At 64.1% G+C, this 18,373-nt stretch carries 19 protein-coding genes; 5 read left to right on the top strand and 14 right to left on the bottom strand.

Features of this window, described 5'->3' with window-relative positions; all coding sequences use genetic code 11:
- Positions 1-137 precede the first annotated feature (137 nt).
- Positions 138-1,037 (bottom strand): transcriptional regulator GcvA, encoded by a 900-nt coding sequence (locus CIT40_RS30190; protein WP_094892925.1) that lies wholly within the window; start codon positions 1,035-1,037, stop codon positions 138-140.
- 110 nt (positions 1,038-1,147) lie between these two features.
- Here CIT40_RS30190 and CIT40_RS30185 point away from each other — a divergent pair, with 110 nt between their 5' ends.
- Together CIT40_RS30185 and CIT40_RS30180 are read left to right on the top strand one after the other, a co-directional pair.
- A complete protein-coding gene (locus tag CIT40_RS30185; RefSeq protein ID WP_094892924.1) occupies positions 1,148-1,351 on the top strand; it encodes a DUF1127 domain-containing protein in 204 nt (67 codons plus the stop codon).
- Positions 1,352-1,419: 68 nt separating this feature from the next.
- Positions 1,420-2,043 (top strand): GNAT family N-acetyltransferase, encoded by a 624-nt coding sequence (locus CIT40_RS30180; protein ID WP_094892923.1) that lies wholly within the window; start codon positions 1,420-1,422, stop codon positions 2,041-2,043.
- A gap of 213 nt (positions 2,044-2,256) precedes the next feature.
- Here CIT40_RS30180 and CIT40_RS30175 read toward each other — a convergent pair whose 3' ends face one another.
- Together CIT40_RS30175 and CIT40_RS30170 are read right to left on the bottom strand one after the other, a co-directional pair.
- The gene (locus CIT40_RS30175; RefSeq protein ID WP_094892922.1) at positions 2,257-3,087 is read right to left on the bottom strand and encodes an enoyl-CoA hydratase; all 831 of its coding nucleotides are present in this window, start codon (positions 3,085-3,087) and stop codon (positions 2,257-2,259) included.
- 125 nt (positions 3,088-3,212) lie between these two features.
- Positions 3,213-3,914: an SDR family NAD(P)-dependent oxidoreductase gene (locus CIT40_RS30170; RefSeq protein ID WP_094892921.1), complete on the bottom strand. Its 702-nt coding sequence runs from the start codon at positions 3,912-3,914 to the stop codon at positions 3,213-3,215.
- 232 nt (positions 3,915-4,146) lie between these two features.
- Here CIT40_RS30170 and CIT40_RS30165 point away from each other — a divergent pair, with 232 nt between their 5' ends.
- A complete protein-coding gene (locus CIT40_RS30165) occupies positions 4,147-5,931 on the top strand; it encodes an acyl-CoA dehydrogenase family protein (RefSeq protein WP_094892920.1) in 1,785 nt (594 codons plus the stop codon).
- 45 nt (positions 5,932-5,976) lie between these two features.
- Positions 5,977-7,065, top strand: a complete 1,089-nt coding sequence (locus CIT40_RS30160; protein WP_094892919.1) for a Zn-dependent alcohol dehydrogenase — start codon at positions 5,977-5,979, stop codon at positions 7,063-7,065.
- 28 nt (positions 7,066-7,093) lie between these two features.
- Here CIT40_RS30160 and CIT40_RS30155 read toward each other — a convergent pair whose 3' ends face one another.
- The 10 genes from CIT40_RS30155 to CIT40_RS30110 form a co-directional block, all read right to left on the bottom strand.
- Positions 7,094-8,335 (bottom strand): hypothetical protein, encoded by a 1,242-nt coding sequence (locus tag CIT40_RS30155; protein WP_244611873.1) that lies wholly within the window; start codon positions 8,333-8,335, stop codon positions 7,094-7,096.
- A 340-nt stretch (positions 8,336-8,675) separates the two neighbouring features.
- A complete protein-coding gene (locus CIT40_RS30150) occupies positions 8,676-10,148 on the bottom strand; it encodes an amidase (RefSeq protein WP_094892945.1) in 1,473 nt (490 codons plus the stop codon).
- 91 nt (positions 10,149-10,239) lie between these two features.
- Positions 10,240-10,770 (bottom strand): cytochrome b, encoded by a 531-nt coding sequence (locus CIT40_RS30145; RefSeq protein ID WP_094892917.1) that lies wholly within the window; start codon positions 10,768-10,770, stop codon positions 10,240-10,242.
- A 38-nt stretch (positions 10,771-10,808) separates the two neighbouring features.
- On the bottom strand, positions 10,809-10,931 hold the full coding sequence (locus CIT40_RS30140) for a hypothetical protein (RefSeq protein ID WP_283810033.1): 123 nt from the start codon (positions 10,929-10,931) through the stop codon (positions 10,809-10,811).
- 39 nt (positions 10,932-10,970) lie between these two features.
- Positions 10,971-11,942, bottom strand: coding sequence for an iron exporter MbfA (gene mbfA, locus CIT40_RS30135; RefSeq protein WP_094892916.1), 972 nt, complete (start codon positions 11,940-11,942; stop codon positions 10,971-10,973).
- 67 nt (positions 11,943-12,009) lie between these two features.
- Entirely contained in the window at positions 12,010-13,158 is a 1,149-nt protein-coding gene (locus CIT40_RS30130; protein WP_094892915.1) for an alpha/beta fold hydrolase, read from the bottom strand.
- A 157-nt stretch (positions 13,159-13,315) separates the two neighbouring features.
- Positions 13,316-14,185: an MBL fold metallo-hydrolase gene (locus CIT40_RS30125; protein WP_094892914.1), complete on the bottom strand. Its 870-nt coding sequence runs from the start codon at positions 14,183-14,185 to the stop codon at positions 13,316-13,318.
- Positions 14,186-14,200: 15 nt separating this feature from the next.
- A complete protein-coding gene (locus CIT40_RS30120; protein WP_094892913.1) occupies positions 14,201-14,812 on the bottom strand; it encodes a glutathione S-transferase family protein in 612 nt (203 codons plus the stop codon).
- Positions 14,813-14,950: 138 nt separating this feature from the next.
- A complete protein-coding gene (locus CIT40_RS30115; protein ID WP_094892912.1) occupies positions 14,951-15,793 on the bottom strand; it encodes a fumarylacetoacetate hydrolase family protein in 843 nt (280 codons plus the stop codon).
- A gap of 85 nt (positions 15,794-15,878) precedes the next feature.
- Positions 15,879-16,727, bottom strand: a complete 849-nt coding sequence (locus CIT40_RS30110; protein WP_094892911.1) for an MBL fold metallo-hydrolase — start codon at positions 16,725-16,727, stop codon at positions 15,879-15,881.
- Positions 16,728-16,839: 112 nt separating this feature from the next.
- Between CIT40_RS30110 and CIT40_RS30105 the strand changes: the two genes are divergently transcribed.
- Positions 16,840-17,316 (top strand): DUF3775 domain-containing protein, encoded by a 477-nt coding sequence (locus CIT40_RS30105; RefSeq protein ID WP_094892910.1) that lies wholly within the window; start codon positions 16,840-16,842, stop codon positions 17,314-17,316.
- A 173-nt stretch (positions 17,317-17,489) separates the two neighbouring features.
- On the opposite strand, the gene CIT40_RS30100 is transcribed toward CIT40_RS30105, so the two are convergent.
- A complete protein-coding gene (locus CIT40_RS30100) occupies positions 17,490-18,272 on the bottom strand; it encodes an SDR family oxidoreductase (protein WP_094892909.1) in 783 nt (260 codons plus the stop codon).
- Positions 18,273-18,373 lie beyond the last annotated feature (101 nt).

The raw sequence follows: 18,373 nt of genomic DNA, 5'->3' as shown, positions 1-18,373 counted from the left end.
TGCTCCCTTAAAGACGCGGCCGGACCGGAACTCATTTCACGGCAAGGCGACAGATTGATGCTGTGACAATCTGTCTCATCCCTTCCCGCGCAGGGGGCTGCGAGTCAATTGATTTTGCCGCGGAAGCTGATGATTTTTCAGGCTTTATTTTGCGTCGCAGCGAGCATCCATTGGCGGAATGCGGTCAGCTTCGGCGCTTCGCGGCGCCCCTCCGGCGCGACCAGGTAGAAGCCGGCGTCGGCCGGCAGCGCGATCTTGAAGGGCACCACGAGCCGCCCCTTGGCGATGTCGTCCTGGACGTAGGAGGTCCGTCCCATCGCCACGCCGATGCCGTCGATCGCGGCCTGGATGGTCATGAAGATCATGTCGAAGGTGATGCCGGGCTGCCGCGCGATATCGGCCGGCAGGCCCGCCGCGGTCAGCCATAGCCGCCAATCGTCGCTGTTGGCGTTCGATGTGTGCAGCAGCGGATAGCCTCGCAGATCCTCCGGTTGCCGCAGTGGCTTGTCGCCCCGCAGCAGCGACGGACTGCACACCGGAAACAGCTCATCCGCCATCAGCCAATCGGCGCGCAGGCCCGGCCATTGGCCGCGGCCATAGCGGATCGCCGCATCGACATTGTCGCGCTGGAAATCGACCAGGCTGGTCGAGGTGGTGATGCGGACGTCGATGCCGGGATGGCTTTCCTGGAAATCAGTCAGTCGCGGCAGCAGCCATTTCGCCGCGAGCGAGGCCAGCGTTGAGATCGTCAGCACCTTGTCGTCGTCCTTGCGCAACAGCCGGTCGGTCGCAAGCCGGAGGTCGTTGAAGGCGGCGCGGACGCCCGGCAAATAGTCGCGCGCCTCCGGCGTCAGCGCCAGCGCGCGGTTCTGCCGGATGAAAAGGCGGATGCCGAGCTCTTCCTCGAGCCTTCGGATCTGATGGCTGATCGCGGTCTGCGTCACGTTCAGCTCGGAGGCAGCCAGCGTGAAGCTGAGATGGCGTGCGGCGGCCTCGAACGCCCGCAATCCGTTCAGGGACGGCAATCTGGCAGTCATCTGGCAGCAGGATACATGACGTTATTTCATGCGAAAGGGTACAAATTGTCGTTTGTCGCAGTGCACCAGGAAGCAGATATTAGCGGCCAGGTTAGCTCAAGGAGCTGAAAATGTCTACTTTGACCCATAATTCGATGACAAATCATCATGCGCCCGGCCTGATCCAGCAGATCGGCGAGACCCTTCACGTCTGGCACGAGCGCTACCGAACCAGGCGGGAGCTGGCCCACTGGACCGCACGCGATCTCCACGACGTCGGACTGTCCTGGAGCGACATCGCCTTCGAGGCGGACAAGCCCTTCTGGCGGGCCTGATTGGCCGCCAGGCCGGCGCCGCCTGACTGTGGGGGCGCCGGCGGTCCCTTTTATCCCGAGCATGTGTAATGACCGCTCTTCGCCTGGAAGATCTGAAGCAATATTCGGACACGCTACGTACCCGGGAGGGTAAGGCGCTCAGTGTCCGCTTCGTCGAGCCGCGCGACATCGATGAGCTCCAGCACTATTTTCGCTCGCTCTCTGTTCGTTCCCGCTACAATCGCTTCTTCGGTGCGATCAGCGAACTGCCGAAAGCGCTGCTGCAGGATTTCCTCGAGGTCGGCGAGCGCGATCGCTTCACCGTGGTCGCGACCATGATGATCGACGGCTTCGAGACCATCGTCGCCGAAGCGCGCTATGCCCTGCATGCCGAAACCATGACGCTGGAATTCGGCCTGTCGGTCGATGATCATTGGCAGGGCCACGGCATCGCCACCGCGCTGATGAAGAACCTCGAATGTCGCGCCGCCGCGCTCGGCGCCGAGCACATCTTTGGCGAGACGCTGCGCTCCAACGCGACCATGATCTCGCTCGCACGCAAATCCGGCTTCGCCTTCGTCAATCACCCCGATGATTGGAAGCTGGTGCGCTTCGACAAGGAGATCTCGATCGCACCGAAAGACATTCCCTGCGCCAGCTGGCGCCTCGCCGCCCTTTCCCGTCAGGCCGAAAGCCCCTCAGCCTCGGTCTGACACAACTGAGAAGCCCGGCCCTGGGTAAACCAGGGCTGGGTATTTTTTTTGCCGATCCGTCATCTTGAGGTGCGAGACGCGCGACGCGTGGGGAGCCTCGAAGGATGAACGGCCCCTCTGCTCATGAGGCGAGATTCCCCGCGGCGACAGCCGGGCCGTCGCCCTTCGAGGGCCGCTAAAGAAGCGGCCACCTCAGGGCGACGGATCAGAGATCTACTTCCCCGTGAACACCGCCTTGCGCTTCTCGATGAAGGCCTGCACCGCCTCCTTGTGGTCGGCGGTCGTGGTCAGGCGGATCAGCCGTTCGGCCTCGTGGTCGCGCGCGGTTTCGAAGTCGAACAGCACGGCCTCGTCGAGATTGTCCTTCATGTAGCGCAGCGCCAGGCGCGGACCTTCGGCGAGCGACTTCGCCAACGCAAAGGCTTCGGCCTGCAGCTTATCGTCAGGCACGACGCGGTTGACGAGGCCGATGGCCTCGGCGCGCGTGGCATTGATGCGGTCGCCGGTGAACATCAGCTCCCGCGCCCGCGCTGTCCCGACCAGACGGGTGAGCAGCCAGGCGATGCCGTAATCTCCGCTGAGTGCGATGCGGGCATAGCCGGTGGCGACGAAGGCCGATTGCGCGGCGATGCGGATGTCGCAGGCCATGGCGATGGCGAGCCCGGCGCCGACCGCGGGGCCGGGCAGGGCGGCGATGGTCGGCTTGCGCACCGACACCAGCGCGCCGGTGAGCAGCCGCTGGCGTTCCTGCAGATCGGCGATGCGATCTTCAAGCGGCATCTCGAGCTTTGCCTGGTCGCGATGGGCGCCCATGCCCTTGACGTTGCCGCCGGCGCAGAACGCTTCGCCCGCGCCGGTGATCAAGAGCGCGCCGACGTTGCGATCCTCGCCGCAACTCCGGATCATCGTACGCAACGCCGGGGTCAACGCATCCGACAGCGAATTGCGCGCCTCCGGCCGGTTCAGCGTGATGATCGCGACGCGGTCGCGGATGACGCAGAGGAGCTCGTTGGTGCCGGTGTCGATGGTGGTTTCCGTGGTCATGTTTGCTCTCTCCCTCCGTCATTGCGAGCGAAGCGAAGCAATCCAGGCTCTCTCCGCGGAAATAGTCTGGATCGCTTCGTCGCTTCGCTCCTCGCAATGACGGCTATTGTTGTTACGTGATTGCCTCAGAACTTCTCCACCCAGGGGCGCAGCTCGAGCTCCCAGCTCCAGGCGTTGCGCGGCTGCTGCAGCACGTTCCAATAGCTCTCCGCGATCGCATCGGGATCGAGCATCGAATCCGGCTTGTCTTCGGCTTCCGTCCTCGCCGCACTGCGGATGCCGCCGTCGATGACGAAATGCGCGACATGGATGCCCTGCGGCGACAATTCGCGCGCCAGGCTCTGCGCGAGGCCGCGCAATGCGAACTTGCCCATCGCGAACGATGCCGACTGCGCGTAGCCCTTGACGCTGGCGGAGGCGCCGGTGAACAGGATCGCACCATGCTTGTTGGGCACCATGCGTTTCGCCGCCTGTTGCGCCACCAGGAAGCCGCCATAAGCGCTGACGGCAATGGCTTGCGCGACGTCCGCCGGAACGAGGTCGACGAACGGTCCGCGGGTGCGGCCGCTGGCGTTGTAGACGACGAGGTCCGGCGTGCCGATCTCGCGCTCGACGAGGCCAAACAACCGCTCGACCTCGTCGGGCTCGGTCGCGTTGCAGGCATAGGCCCTGGCGCCGGTCTCGCTACAGAGCGCGCCGAGCTTCTCGATCTTTCGCGCGGCCAGCGCGACGCGGATGCCCTGCTTGGAGAGCAGCTGTGCCAGCGAGGCGCTCAGGCCTTCACCGGCGCCGACGATGAGGGCGATCTTGTATTTCGGATGTTCCATGGCGTGATCTCTCGGAGACAGGGAGCCGCTGATCTATGCACGGTCCGGGCTGACGACCAGCCGCGCTGGTCACAATTCCGCAGAGCGAATTGCTCCTTCACGGGGCTCATGCCTCCCTGACAATTTGCGGCTTTATCGCCTCTCAAGCCTGGAGCATGATCGACATCATTCAACGCGGCAAGCGCCAAATCAGCGCAAAATGTTCGCAGGGCCAGGAACGAAGAGGACGATCATGCACAAGCCGCTCACAGGGCAGGCAAAAAATGTCGCGGCCGCACCATCCGGCCTGCTGGCTCCCGATACGTCAGGCATGAACTTCTACCGCGCCGATCCCGCGCTCACCGATTTGCTGCGCATCCACCTGCCGGACGCGCTGTTTCGTCACATCGAGCCGCATCTCGACCGCCTCGGCGACCTTGCCGGCGGGCCGCTCGACGAATGCGCACGGCTCGCCGACCGGCATACGCCGGTGCTGCACCAGCGCGACAAGTTCGGCCGCGATATGCAATCGATCGAATATCATCCGGCCTACCGCGAGCTGGAGAAGGCAGCGTTCGGCGAATTCGGCATTCACGCGCTCTCGCTCCGCAAGGGCATCATGGGTTGGCCGGACAAATATCCTGTCGTCGCCAAGCACGCCTTCACGTTTCTTTTCAATCAGACCGAATTCGGGATGGGCTGCCCGATCAACGTCACCGACGGCTGCGCCAAGCTGCTGGCGAACTTCGGAAGCGAGGCACTGAAGGCGAAATATCTCGACGGCCTGACCTCGACCGACATGAGCAAGTTGACCCAGGGCGGCCAGTTCATGACCGAGAAGGAGGGCGGGTCCGACGTCGGCACCCTGACCACGCGCGCCGTGCAGGAAGGCGACCATTGGCGCCTCACCGGCGAGAAATGGTTCTGCTCGAATGCCGATGCGAAAGTCGTGATGCTGCTGGCGCGCCCGGAAGGCGCCGGCCCCGGCACCCGCGGCGTCGGGCTGTTCCTGATGCCGCGCTTCCTCGACGACGGCTCTCAAAACCACTACCGGATCGTGCGCCTGAAGGACAAGCTCGGCACTCGCTCGATGGCCTCGGGCGAGATCAAGCTGGAGGGCGCCATCGCCTATGCCGTGGGCAAGCTCGACCGCGGCTTCGTGCAGATGGCCGAGATGGTGAACTCGTCGCGGCTCTCCAACGGCGTCAAGTCGACCGCGCTGATGCGCCGCGCCTATCACGACGCCATGACGGTTGCGACCAACCGCGTCGTGTTCGGCAGCCGCATCATCGACCTGCCGCTCGGCCGGCGGCAGATGCTGAAGATCATGCTGCCGGTCGAGCAGGCGCTGTCGATGAGCTTCCTCACCGCGGACGCGCTCGACCGCGCCGAGGCCGGCAGCCAGGATGCGGCGGCATTGTTGCGCATTCTCACCCCGACGCTGAAATTCCGCGCCACCCGTGATGCGCGAAAAGTCTGCGGCGATGCGCTCGAGATGCGCGGGGGCATCGGCTATATCGAGGAGTTCGCCACCGCCCGGCTGCTGCGCGACGCGCATCTCGGTTCGGTCTGGGAAGGCACCGGCAACATCGTCGCGATCGATGCGCTCCGGCGCGCGGTCGGCCGCCATGGCGCGGAATCAGCGCTGTCAGCCGATCTGCATGCCCGGCTCGATGACAGCGCTTCCGTGCCGCAGGCCTGGCGCGAACGTTTGCGCGGCCTCGTCGATCGCGCCGTCGGCTTTGCGCGCGAGGTTGCCGCGAAATCGGAGAACGAAGCCGACGCGCGTCGTGCGACGAGCCTGCTGTATCATGTCGCCAGCGCAGTCGCTCTGGCGTGGGAAGCACACCGCATCCACGAGATGCGCGGCGATGCGCGCCGGCTGCTGTTGTCGCGGCTGGTGATCGATCATCGGGTGTCTCCAGGCGATCCGTTCCGGCTCACGGAAAATGCCACGCAAGCCCGGATCGCCGCGCTGCTGCTCGGCGACAGCTCAGCCGGCATGAGCGAGGTTGGCGAACTGGTTCTGGCGGCGTAGGCTGCACGCCACGATCAAACCAAGAAACGCGACAGGGAGAGCTCGATGAAGGCCGCCGTCCTCTATGAAGTCAACCAGCCGCTGGTCATCGAGGATGTCAGCCTGCCGAAGCCCGGCCCGCGCGAAGTCCTGATCCGCACCACGGTCGCCGGGCTTTGTCACTCCGACCTGCATTTCATGGAAGGGCTTTATCCGCATCCGCTGCCCGCGGTGCTCGGCCACGAGTCCGCCGGCGTCGTCGAGCAGGTCGGCTCCGATGTCACTTACGTCAAGCCGGGTGACCACGTCGTCACCTGCCTGTCGGTATTCTGCGGCACCTGCGACAATTGCACCACGGGCCGCACCGTGCTCTGCACCGACACCACCGTGAAGCTGCTGCCGGGCGTCTCAAACCGGATGCAGTGGTCGAAGCCCGAGAAGCTGCACCAGTTTCTCAATCTCTCGTCCTTTGCCGAGCAGATGCTGGTGCACGAGAACGCGATCGTCAAAATCCGCAAGGAAATGCCGCTCGATCTCGCCGCACTGATCGGCTGCGGCGTCATCACCGGCTATGGCGCCGTGGTGAATACCGCGAAAGTGACGGCGGGTGAAACCGTGGCGGTGATCGGCTGCGGCGGCGTCGGCATGGCCGCGATCAACGGCGCACAGATCGCTGGCGCCGGCCGCATCATTGCGATCGACACCAATCCGGCCAAGCTCCAGCTTGCGACCAAGCTAGGTGCGACCGACATCATCAATCCCGCCGACGGCGACGTGGTGAAGCAGGTGCGCGATCTCACCAATGGCGGCGTGCATCATTCCTTCGAGGTGCTTGGCCGCAAGGAAACCGCCGAGCAGGCATTCGGCATGCTCGCCTCCGGCGGCACCGCCACCATCGTCGGCATGATCCCGTTCGGCCAGAAGATCGAGCTGCACGGCTTCGATTTCCTGCGCGAGCGCCGGATCCAGGGCTCCTCGATGGGCTCGAACCATTTTCGCGTCGACATGCCGCGCCTGGTCGATTTCTACCTGCGGGGGCGGCTGCATCTGGAAGACTGGATCTCGGCGAAATTGAAGCTGTCGGAGATCAACGAGGGCTTTGCCAACATGAAAGCCGGCAAGACGCTGCGCAGCGTGATCGTATTCGACAGTTAGCGGACACCGTCGTCGCCCGGGACCTGAGTCAGCGCGACGCGGCGGAAGCGTCGGCCGAGGCGTGGCGCGTCTCCTTCACGAGCATCAGCGTCATGGCCGTGGCGAGACCCGCGACGAGCATATAGGCGAGGGATACGTTCAGGCCGGGACCCACGAACAGCAGATAGGAGAACAATCCCGCGGTCGACGCAGTGAAGCCAAGCCAGGCAAAACGCGGAAAGCGAAATCCAATTTCGCCGTGGCGGAGATCGAGCACGAGGTAGAACACGAGAACGGTATTGCAGAGCGCCGCCGGCAGCAGACCCATGACGATCCCGCTCTCGAACGCGAGATAGGATAGCACGCCGTCGACCTGGGCAATCACCGCGAACGGCAGATAGCGCAGATTGAGGCAGGCCAGGGCGATGGAGGCGAGTTCGAACGCATAGAAATAGCGCTCGTGCATCTTCGGGAGCAGGTACGGCATGAGGATGAGCGATGCGCACGCGACGAGCAGGATGAACTCCGGCCCCGTCCGCTTGGACTGTGCGATGAAGATCGACAGGGCAAGTCCGCACGCCGCTGCGAGCGCGAGGCCGGCGGCAACTCCGACCGCGTACGGTGTTCCGCCGGCAAACACCCAGACATTCGCTGCATTCATCGTGAGGCGGTGAAAGGTGTGAGCCTGGTCGAGATAGACCCCGAGCACGGAGACCAGGGATCTGCCGGCGACGAGGACCGGAATGGCGAGGATCGCATAGGTTGCCGGAATGGCGGCGAGCCATGCCAAATGATTCTTGCGGCGCAGGATCATGCCCAACACGAACGGCCCCAGGAACACAGCCTGGGCTTTCACCGAGCAGCCGACTGCGAATGGCAGAACGCCATTTCGGTCCCGCATGAACATCGACACCGAGACCAGCGCGAAGAAGGTCCAGATCGAATCTGCCTGCGCCCACATTGCGCCGTTGAATAACACCGTCGGCGCAAGCCATACTGTGCAGAAGCCGAGAGACGCGCGCAACGGCTGTTTGGTAAATCGCCAGACCATCTGGGCCACGACGATCGCGCAGCCGAGCTCGAATACTGCCGACATCGCCTTCACGAGAGACAGCGGCTGGCCTAGCCAATCGAACTGCGCGGCGATCAGAAGAAGGTAGCTGTAAAACGGCGTGTAGTTGGTGAATGCCTCGGCGAGCCCGCCAATGCCGTGATCTCGCGCATAGGTATACCAGGTGATGTACTCGGCGGCGTCGGCGGTCGCGTGTTCCCGCGCGAGGTAACGGAGCACGATGCCGATCAGCCCGCACCCGATCGCGACGGCAATCGGAATACGCCATCTCTCGGGCAGCGTTGCGTCCGGATTGACGCGATGACAGGGCTCGCGGAGCGCGCCTATCTCGATTGTGTCCTTTATCACCCAATCACTCTTGCTGGATTTGAGCGGCCGTGCCCCGCAATGTCTAGGGGCGAACAATTGCCAGCGGGATAAACGTCAGATGCGCGGTCGGCCCATCGCCCGGGAAAGGATTGTTTGGTTAGCGATTGATTTATGAGCAGCACGCAATCCAGATCTGTCTCCGCGGATGCAGTCTGGATTGCTTCGCTGCGCTCGCAGTGACGAGGAAGCGTCAGTCGTCGAACATTTTCGGCGGTGTGAACCCGCCGAACTCGCGCTCGATCAGTTCAGCGAGCCTGAGCGGCGTGCGGTCTTCGAGGAATGGGCCGATGATCTGGACGCCGACCGGCAGGCCGTCCTTGGATAGACCGAGTGGAACGGCCGTGGCCGGCAAGCCCGTCAGCGTGGCGATGCCGGGCCAGGCAAGCTGGTCCGGGTAGACATGGTCCTTGCCGTCGATATTGATCCGGCGCTTCTCCTGCTCCGGCGAATGGTCATGCGGATAGGCGGGGGTTGGCATGATCGGACAGATCACCGCATCGAATGTCCTGAACAATTGCCGCCACTGCGCGCGCAACCCGGCACGCGCGCCTTCGTCGAACACCCAGGCCTGATGACTGGAGGTCATGCCGCGCAGCCGCTCGGCTGCAAGGCTCTTGTCCTCGGCCGAGAGATGCGCCGCCCCGGCACGTGCGCCGGCGAGAATATCAGGCGGAAAGAACGCCCCGAGAAAACCCATCAGCATGCGCATGTAGAGCCGCGAGGCCTCCCGGAAGTCCGGAAACAGCGGGCTTTCGCGCGCGACGCTCGCGCCGGCGCCCGTCAATCGCCCGGCCAGTGCCTCGATCGCGCCGCGAATTTCGGCATTCGCGGGCAGCAGCGGATGGCTGTCGATCACCAGCAGGCGGAATTCCTTCAGTCCGGAATGGCGTGCGTCCGGCAGCGCGAGCCTGTAGCCGACGCCGAGGTCGAGCGGATCGGGGCCGGCCATCACGTCCAGCAGCAGCGTCAGATCGGCCGCACTCCGGGCCATCGGGCCGATCACCGCCATATCGCGTTCCATCGGGATCGCCGGAAATGGCGGCGGCGTATGACCGCGCGTGGGGCAGAGATTGTAGGTCGGCTTGTGCGCATAGACCCCGCAATGAAACGCGGGCACGCGCAGCGAACCGCCGATGTCGGATCCGAGCGAGAGCGGTCCGTAACCGGCCGCAAGCGCTGCCGACGAGCCGCCCGATGAGCCGCCGGGCGTGCGGCCGAGATCGTATGGATTGTTCGTCGTGCCGTAGATGTCGTTGTAGCTCTGCCAGTCTCCCAAGCCCACGGGAACGTTGGTCTTGCCGAGAATGACGCCGCCGGCGTTCTTCACCCGGGAGATCGACAGCGCATCCTCCGCCGGCTTGAAATCCTTTTGCGGCGTCCAGCCCCAGGTCGTGGGCAGGCCCGCGATGTTGAAGGATTCCTTCACCGTGACGGGCAGGCCGAGCAAGGGCTTGCGCTCGCCGCGCGCCAAGGCGGCGTCCGCCTCGCGGGCGGCACTCAGCGCGCGGTCGAAATCCCGGACGCAGATCGCGTTGACCTTGCCGTCGTGACGCTCGATGCGATCGATCGCGTCCTGTGCAAGCTCGACCGCGGACACCTTCTTTGCGGTCAACGCGGCCTTAAGCTCGACGGCGCCCTTGAAGCTGAATTCCGATTTCGCCACGACCTGCTCCTGCGCTTCGCTGAAGCCGATGATGCGCAGTTTTTCCCGATGCCGCAACCGCCGTTTGGGAGCAATTATCCTGTTACAAGAACTACCTGGGCAACATCCGCTGCATGACGCCATCGCGGTAGAGGAATTGATGCGCGAGCGCGGCGGCGACGTGAATGACGATCGTGGTCAGCAGCGCCCACTCCGTGGCCTGGTGCAGTCCGTCGATGCTGCGACCGGCGGCAGCGTTGTCCGACGCCAGCATCGGCAGCGGCACGAGATAGAAGAACGAGACGGACCATCCCCGGTACGATGCGAACAGCCAGCCCGTGATCGTCGTTGCCAGCACCAGCGCATAGAGCAGCCAGTGCACGGCCTCCGAAGAGACGCGCTGCCAGCCGGGAAGAGAACTCTCGGGCGCAACGGGATGGGTGAGCCGCCACAGGAAGCGAAGGGCGGTCAGCGCGAGGATCAGGATTCCGATCGAGACGTGAAACGTCATTCCCGTCCCCGGGGTCATGCCGCGGTGGATGTCCGGCATCAGCCAGCCGATCGGATATTGCAAGGCGAGCAGCGCCACGATCGACCAGTGGAGGATCTTGGCGGGAGCGCCGTATTGAAGACGAGGCGTCATGGGAGTCTCGATGAGAGGAGCCCTGGGGTCAGGTGGTGTCAGGGTTGGAAGGTTCGCGTGGCGGCATGTCCAAACGGGTTGACCGGGTTGCTGAAGCGTCTGCCGCCGTCGGGCTTTTGACCCGGCACGGGGAACGCGTAGCCGATGATGATCTTGATCACGAATCGGAGCCGGATGTCAGCCCGTAGCCGACGCCGAGGCTACGCTGCCCCGATCAATATCCCCACCGCCAGCACGATGGCGCCGCCGAGCACGATCTGGAACACGGCCTGGAGGAACGGCGTATCCATGTAGCGCGCGCGGATGAAGGCGATCGCCCACAATTCGAAGAACACGACGACACCGGCGATCGCGGTCGCGATCCAGAACGCGTTGGCCCAATGGTCCGGCACGAGATAGGGCAAAGTGTGGCCGAGTCCGCCGAGCGTCGTCATCGCCCCGCAGGTGAGACCACGCAACCAGGGCGAGCCGCGGCCTGTCAGCGAGCCGTCGTCCGAGAGCGCTTCCGCAAACCCCATGCTGATGCCGGCGCCGATTGAAGCGGCAAGACCGACCAGGAACGTCTGCCAGTTCTGGTGCGTGGCGAAGGCCGCCGCAAACAGCGGTGCCAGTGTCGAGACCGAGCCGTCCATCAGGCCGGCGAGGCCCGGCTGCACATATTGCAGCACGAACATGCGGCGGTTGGTGCGATCTTCCTCCGCGCGCACGTCGGAACTCAGGATCTCGCCGGTCAACTTGGCGGCGGTCTCCTCGTGACCTTTCTCGGCCTCGGCGAGATCGCCGAGCAGGCGGCGCACGCCGACGTCCTGGGCCTGTTGGGCGGCCTTCACATAGAAGCGCTCCGCCTGCATCTCCATGGTCTCGACTTCCCTGCGGATGGCGTCGAGCGACAGGTTCTTGGTCAGCCAGACCGGGCGGCGGCGCAGGAATCCCTTGACGTCCTCGCGCCGGATCGGCGGCAGATGCGGACCGAAGCGCTGCTCGTAGAGTTCCAGCAGCATGTGGCGATGGCCACGCTCCTCCTCGGCCATCTGCTCGAACAGCTTGGCCGAATCCGGGTAGCGCTCCTTCAAATCCTCGGCGAAGGTCATGTAGATGCGGCTATCCTCCTCCTCGGAGGAGATCGCGACCGCAAGCACCTCGCGCTCGGTCAGGTCGGCAAAATTCTTCACGGCGGCCCTGTTTTGATAGTTTAGAATTATTCTAAACTATATAGGGCGCGTCTGTGTCCGGGTCAAATCAGGCGGTGCCGGCCTTGGCGAGGAAGTCGAGCAGCAGCCGGCTCACCTCGGCGGGTTGCTCCTGCTGCACCCAATGGCCGGCGCCGTCGACGAGGTGGCAGCCGAGCATCTTGGTGCACGCGCGTGTCTGCATCGTCTCGAACACGCCCGGACGCTGATGCGTGCCCCAATCTTGCATGCCCGAGATGAAACAGGAGGGGACGTCGATGCTGCGTCCTGCAAACAGTTGCATCTCGCTGTTGAGCGTGCCCGACGTGCCATAGCGGTACCATTGCAGGCCACCCTGGAATCCGGTGCGGCCATACTCGGCGCTGTAATAAGCGAGCTCGCTGTCGGGCAGCCATTGATTGGCGGCGATTGCGGCGGGCGAAGGCATTTCCTTCGCGACCGTCTGCGCCATGGTCTCGTTCAGATCCATCACATAATAGGTCGGCAGCTTCGCCAGCTCGTCCGCGGACCAGGCCTTGAGCGGATACGGCTTGTTGTCGGTCCAGTCGGCGCTCTTGTGATGATAATAGGCACGCAGGAAATCATGCACGCCCTGCGGCGCGTGCTGCATGTCGGCATTTGCGGCGCGTGTCGAATAGTACCATTGATAGTGCTTGCGCGGCCGCGGCAACGCGGCGAGCTCGCGATGAACGGGGTCTTCGGCGGGCGGCTTTGCCGGTGTGTCGACGGTATCGAAGGGCAAGGGCGGCGGTCCGCCGAACGGCGCGCTCATCAGCGTCACCGAGCGAAACACATCGGGCCGGATCAGTGCGCACCAGGCCGCGACCGGGCTGCCGAAATCATGCCCGGCCAGATCGACCTGCCTGTAGCCGAACGCCGACACCAAAGCGAGCGCATCGCGCACGAGATTGAGAAGCGAGAACGGCGTGAGGTCGCCGTCGTAGTCCGCCGTCCAGCCCGTGGTGCGGCCATAGCCGCGCTGGTCCGGCGCGATCACGTGATAGCCGGCCGCAGCCAGCGTCGGCATCACCTTGCGCCAGGAGAAGGCGAGCTCCGGAAAACCGTGCAACAGCAGGATGCAGGGACGGCCCTTGGTCTCGAACCCGGCCTCGAGCACATGCATGCGCAGACCGTTGATGCCGTCGACGGTGCGCGAGCGGATGCCGGCGGGAAGGGGGATGTCGGGGAGCGCAGTCATGTTTGTTTCCTCGTCATGGCCAGGCATAGCCGTCCGAAGGACGGCGTCGCTTCCGCTCGTCTATGTCCCGGCCCTCCACGTTCTTCGTTGCCGATAGATTGTAAGAACGTGGATGCCCGGGACAAGCCCGGGCATGACGTGGTGATCGGCAATCCTGCTATAGCGCCGCGCAGACGAACCCGCTGCCCTTGCGCCGGATCTTTCCGACCGACGGCGAAGGGAAATGCGCGGTGCAGCACAGCGTATCAGTGTCGCAATAACGCTCCAGGAAGCTGCGCCGCGTGGTCGCCGCCGCGGCTTGATCGACGTCGAACTTCACCGACATTTCCGGATAGAGAGCCTGGATCGGCGAGTGCATGAGGTCGCCGGAGAACACGGCGTCGTCCTTGCCGCGGCCCATCGTGACGGCGATATGACCCGGCGTGTGGCCCGGCGTCGGCAGGATGCGGACGTGATCGCCGATTTGATGGTCGTTGCCGACCACCTCGTGGCGCTTCGCCTCGACCACCGGCAGCACGCTATCGACGAAGGGGGCGACGTCCGCCTTCGCATTCTGCTCGGTCCAGTAGTCGAATTCCTGCTTGCCGAAGACGTAGCGCGCCTTGGGGAAGGTCGGCACCCAGCGGCCGTTCTCCAGCCGCGTGTTCCAGCCGACGTGATCGACGTGCAGATGCGTGCACATCACGAAGTCGATGTCCTCGACCGCAAATCCCGCGGCGCCGAGCCCGCGCAGATAGGTGTCGTCGGTCTTCATGTTCCATTTCGGCCGCTGCGGCCTCGGCTTGTCGTTGCCGATGCAGCTGTCGACCAGAATGGTGTGATGCGGCGTCTTGATCACGTAGGACTGGAAACACAGGATCAGCGTATCCTGCGGGTCCAGCGCCTTTGACTCCTGCATCCATGCGCGGTTCTCGGCCAGCACTTCAGGCGTCAGACCCGGCAGCATGTCCAGCGCCGGCAGGAAGGTCGTCTCCTGTTCGATGATGCGATGGATGGTGAGGTCGCCGACCGAGAACTTCAGGCTCATGAGGACTCCAGTTGCTTACGCTGCCGGCGGCACCGAGATCTTGACCGAGGGCCGCTCCAGCATCTTCTGATGGAAGGCGTCGAGCTTCGGATAGGCCTTGCGCCAGCCGCAATCGGCGAAGCGGAAGTCGGCATAGCCGAGCACGCAGACGAGACCGATCTGCGAGATGTCGAACGGGCCGTTCAGAACCTCAGGCATGCTTTCGAACCGCGCCATGCCGGTCCACGCCCTGTTCCAATGGTCGTCCGACCATGCCTGCCATTGCAGGCCCTGCGGCCGCACCATCTTCTCGTAGCGGCACAGCAGCATGGAATCGAGCATGCCGTTGAGCAGGGAATGATTGGTCTTGGCCTTCCAGCGCGCGGGACCGTAACCGGGGATCAGGGCGCCGCCGGCGATCTCGTTGAGATATTCGACGATGACGTAGGAGTCCAAGATCACGTCGCCGTCATTGGTGATCAGCACCGGCAGCTTCTTCAGCGGCGTGATCTTCGAATAGTCCTCATTGGCCGTGCCCGGCGCGACGCTTGCGGGCGTGAATTCGATCTTGTCGATCAGCCCAAGCTCGATCGCAGCGATGCGCACCTTGCGGGCGAAGGGCGAGGCGGGGGAGAAGGAGAGTTTCATGGGAAGGGTCCTGGGGTGATCGGCAATTGGCTTTCGTCATTGCGAGGAGCGAAGCGACGAAGCAATCCAGACTGTCTCAGCCGGACGATCTCTGGATTGCTTCGCTTCGCTCGCAATGACGGGGAGAGGGCGGAGCCGTTACGCCGCGATAATCTCCTGCCTCTGCTCGCCGAGGCCCTCGATCCCGAGCGTGACGACGTCGCCGACATTGAGGAAGGTCGGCGGCTTCATGCCGAGGCCGACGCCGGGCGGGGTGCCGGTGGTGATGACGTCGCCGGGCAGCAGCGTCATGAACTGCGAGACATAGGAGATGCACTTGGCCATGGAGAAGATCATGGTCTTGGTCGAACCGGTCTGTCGGCGCTGGCCGTTGACGTCCAGCCACATCGACAGGTTCTGCACGTCCTTGATCTCGTCCTTGGTCGTGAGCCAGGGGCCGAGCGGGCCGAACGTGTCGTGCGACTTGCCCTTGGTCCACTGTCCCAGGCGCTCGATCTGGAAGGCGCGCTCGGAGACGTCGTTGCAGACGCAATAGCCGGCGACGTAGTTCAGCGCGTCGGCTTCCGAGACGTATTTGGCGCGGGTGCCGATGATGCAGGCGATCTCGACCTCCCAGTCGAGCTTGGTCGAGCCGCGCGGCTTCTCGACCGCGTCGTTCGGCCCGGACAGCGACGTGTTGGCCTTCATGAAGATGATCGGCTCGGTCGGAATATCGGCGCCGGTCTCCTTGGCATGGTCGGAATAGTTGAGGCCGATCGCGACGAATTTCGAGATGCCCGTGACGGGGGCGCCGAACCGCGGCTTGCCGGAGACCGCCGGGAGCGAGGCGGGATCGAGGCCTGCCAGCTTCTTCAGGCTCTCGGGCGAATAGGCTTCGCCGGTGAGGTCCTTCACATGCGCCGACAGGTCGCGCAACTGGCCGGATTTGTCGATCAGGCCGGGCTTTTCCGCACCCTTTTCGCCGTAACGAACAAGCTTCATTCTCGTTTCTCCCTGGAGATTGGACCGATCGGTTAACAGCTTCATGGAACAGGGCGGCGGGAAATTCAACCGCTCAAAACGGAGATCACCCCAGCGCCACGAACCTGAACGCGTCGCCATCCCGCCTGATATGCCCGGCCGAGAAATGTCCGCCGATCACCAGCGTCGGCGTGTCGGCAAAGCGGCTGAACAGCGTTGCCCGCGTCGTAGCCGACTGCCTCTGGTCGGAATCCGCGGTCGATGACCAGTCGAGATGCGCCATCTGGCAGGGGTGGTGGGCGACGTCGCCGGTCAGCAGGCCCTGCTCGCCGTCCGACTGGATCAGGATGCTCATATGGCCGGGACTGTGCCCGGGGGTCGGGATCATGCTGATCTCTTCGCACAGCCGATGATCGCTCGGGATCAGATCGGCCTTGCCCGCATCGACGATCGGCTGCACGGAATCTTCGAACACGGCTCGCTTGTCCGGCTCGGTCGAATGCTCCAGCCAGTGTTCGTATTCGGTCTTGCCGAAAGCATATCGCGCGTTTGCAAAGGTGGGCACCCATCGGCCGTCGACCAGCTTCGTATTCCAGCCGACATGATCGACATGAAGATGTGTGCACAGCACCGTGTCGATGCTGTCGGGGGCAAAGCCTGCCGCGGCCATGGTCTCCAGGAACGGCGTGGTACGCTTGTTCCAGGTCGGCACGTTGCGGCCCTGCTTGTCGTTGCAGAGGCCGGTGTCGACCACGATCCGGCGCGACGGCGTCTCCACCACCAGCGAATGGATCGACATTTTCAGCCGGCCCTCCTCGGTGGCGAAATGCGGGATCAGCCAGCGCAGGTTCTGGATCTCGGCGTTGCCAGCGAGCGGCAGGATGAAGCGGGTCGAGCCAACCGTCTCCAGCTCCACAACTTTGGTAATTTTGACCCTTCCCACCTTCCACGGCATCCGGCACCTCCCATATTGTCGTTTTGGCGCCGAAACATGCGGTTTTCCGCCATGATGCGCAATGGATCATCTGACGCGATGCGGCGTTATCGCGGGAACCGAAGGAGGAGCGATGCCAGAGCTTGCAATATCGGCCGAAAAGCTCGCGTTCATCATCGAGAAGGCGCGTGAGTTCGACGTCAAGGAAGGGAATTCCGATCCGGATTCCGGCTCCAACCCCGGCGATGACGGTGCGCTCGATGTCCTGGAGGACGACGGCTCCGATCCCGTCGTCCAGGAGCTCGGCGGCTTCATCATCGCCTTGAACGAGGACGAGCAGCTTGATCTCGTCACGCTGACCTGGCTCGGCCGCGGCGAGGGCACGATTGACGATTGGGATGAGTTGCGCGCCCGCGCGGTGGAGGCGCGAGCTGAGTACAGCAGCCCGCGCCGCGAAACCGTGCGCTATCTGCTCGGCGACCCCATGCTGGGCGATCTGCTCGCCAACGGGCTGGACGAATTCGGCATCGACTGGACCGACGAGCGCACGACAGCCGATTCCTCCGCGCCAAGTCAGCAGGACGAGGACGAGCCGACAAAGCAGCGGTGATCGGGCTTCGCAGTGATCCGGGAAACGATTGAGCCCCCGATACTTCCACATCGTCATGGCCGGGCTTGACCCGGCCATCCACGTCTTCCTGCGTGGTGGAAAGAACGTGGATGCCCGGGACAAGCCCGGGCATGACGGCCTAGTGTGGATCGTGCCGTTTCAGGCGCGACGCATTACAACGTCCCCGGGAAAGCGCCGCCGTCCAGCAGGATGTTCTGGCCGGTGATGAAGCCGGCCTTGGCACCGCACAGGAAGGCGCAGGCATAGCCGAACTCGTCGGGCTGGCCGAAGCGGCCGGCCGGGTTCAGCTTGGCGCGCTCGGCCAGGATCTGCTCGGGCGTCGTGCCGCGCTTGTCGGCTTCACCCTTCGCGGTGCTGGTCAGGCGATCCGTCTCGAACGGACCGGGCAACAGGCCGTTGATGGTGACGTTGTTGATCACGGTCTTGCGCGACAGGCCGGCGATGAAGCCGGTGAGGCCGGCGCGTGCGCCGTTGGAGAGGCCGAGGATGTCGATCGGCGCCTTCACAGCGGCCGAGGTGATGTTGACGATGCGGCCGAATTTGCGCGCCATCATGCCGTCCACGGTCGCCTTGATCAGCTCGATCGGCGTCAGCATGTTGGCGTCGATCGCCTTGATCCAGTCGTCGCGGGTCCAGTTGCGGAAATCGCCGGGCGGCGGGCCGCCGGCATTGTTGATCAGGATGTCGGGCTCGGGGCACGCCTTCAGCACCGCCTCGCGGCCTGCCGGCGTCGTGATGTCGCCGACGATCTCGGTGACCTTGACGCCGGGATAGGCTTTGCGGATCTCGTCCGCGGTCTTCTTCAGCGCTTCGGCGCCGCGCGCGGTCAGCGTGACGTCGACGCCGGCCTCCGCCAGCGAGATGGCGCAGGCACGCCCGAGGCCCTTGCTGGATGCGCAGACGATGGCGCGGCGACCTTTGATCCCAAGATCCACTGTTTCACTCCCGTAAATGTCAGGCAGGTTTTGGATGGTGGCACTCTAGCCAACATCGGCGCCGCTGATAAGGCATGGGCCCGCGTCAAAATGCATGCACC

This window comes from Bradyrhizobium amphicarpaeae, assembly GCF_002266435.3.
GTDB lineage: Bacteria > Pseudomonadota > Alphaproteobacteria > Rhizobiales > Xanthobacteraceae > Bradyrhizobium > Bradyrhizobium amphicarpaeae.
This window is presented reverse-complemented; position numbering and strand designations above follow the sequence as displayed.

What these genes read in the sequence shown, in the direction of transcription:
- CIT40_RS30190 (WP_094892925.1), bottom strand. Translation starts at nt 1,037, where the DNA reads ATGACTGCCAGATTGCCGTCCCTGAACGGATTGCGGGCGTTCGAGGCC.
- CIT40_RS30185 (WP_094892924.1), top strand. Translation starts at nt 1,148, where the DNA reads ATGTCTACTTTGACCCATAATTCGATGACAAATCATCATGCGCCCGGC.
- CIT40_RS30180 (WP_094892923.1), top strand. Translation starts at nt 1,420, where the DNA reads ATGACCGCTCTTCGCCTGGAAGATCTGAAGCAATATTCGGACACGCTA.
- CIT40_RS30175 (WP_094892922.1), bottom strand. Translation starts at nt 3,087, where the DNA reads ATGACCACGGAAACCACCATCGACACCGGCACCAACGAGCTCCTCTGC.
- CIT40_RS30170 (WP_094892921.1), bottom strand. Translation starts at nt 3,914, where the DNA reads ATGGAACATCCGAAATACAAGATCGCCCTCATCGTCGGCGCCGGTGAA.
- CIT40_RS30165 (WP_094892920.1), top strand. Translation starts at nt 4,147, where the DNA reads ATGCACAAGCCGCTCACAGGGCAGGCAAAAAATGTCGCGGCCGCACCA.
- CIT40_RS30160 (WP_094892919.1), top strand. Translation starts at nt 5,977, where the DNA reads ATGAAGGCCGCCGTCCTCTATGAAGTCAACCAGCCGCTGGTCATCGAG.
- CIT40_RS30145 (WP_094892917.1), bottom strand. Translation starts at nt 10,770, where the DNA reads ATGACGCCTCGTCTTCAATACGGCGCTCCCGCCAAGATCCTCCACTGG.
- CIT40_RS30130 (WP_094892915.1), bottom strand. Translation starts at nt 13,158, where the DNA reads ATGACTGCGCTCCCCGACATCCCCCTTCCCGCCGGCATCCGCTCGCGC.
- CIT40_RS30125 (WP_094892914.1), bottom strand. Translation starts at nt 14,185, where the DNA reads ATGAGCCTGAAGTTCTCGGTCGGCGACCTCACCATCCATCGCATCATC.
- CIT40_RS30120 (WP_094892913.1), bottom strand. Translation starts at nt 14,812, where the DNA reads ATGAAACTCTCCTTCTCCCCCGCCTCGCCCTTCGCCCGCAAGGTGCGC.
- CIT40_RS30115 (WP_094892912.1), bottom strand. Translation starts at nt 15,793, where the DNA reads ATGAAGCTTGTTCGTTACGGCGAAAAGGGTGCGGAAAAGCCCGGCCTG.
- CIT40_RS30110 (WP_094892911.1), bottom strand. Translation starts at nt 16,727, where the DNA reads ATGCCGTGGAAGGTGGGAAGGGTCAAAATTACCAAAGTTGTGGAGCTG.
- CIT40_RS30105 (WP_094892910.1), top strand. Translation starts at nt 16,840, where the DNA reads ATGCCAGAGCTTGCAATATCGGCCGAAAAGCTCGCGTTCATCATCGAG.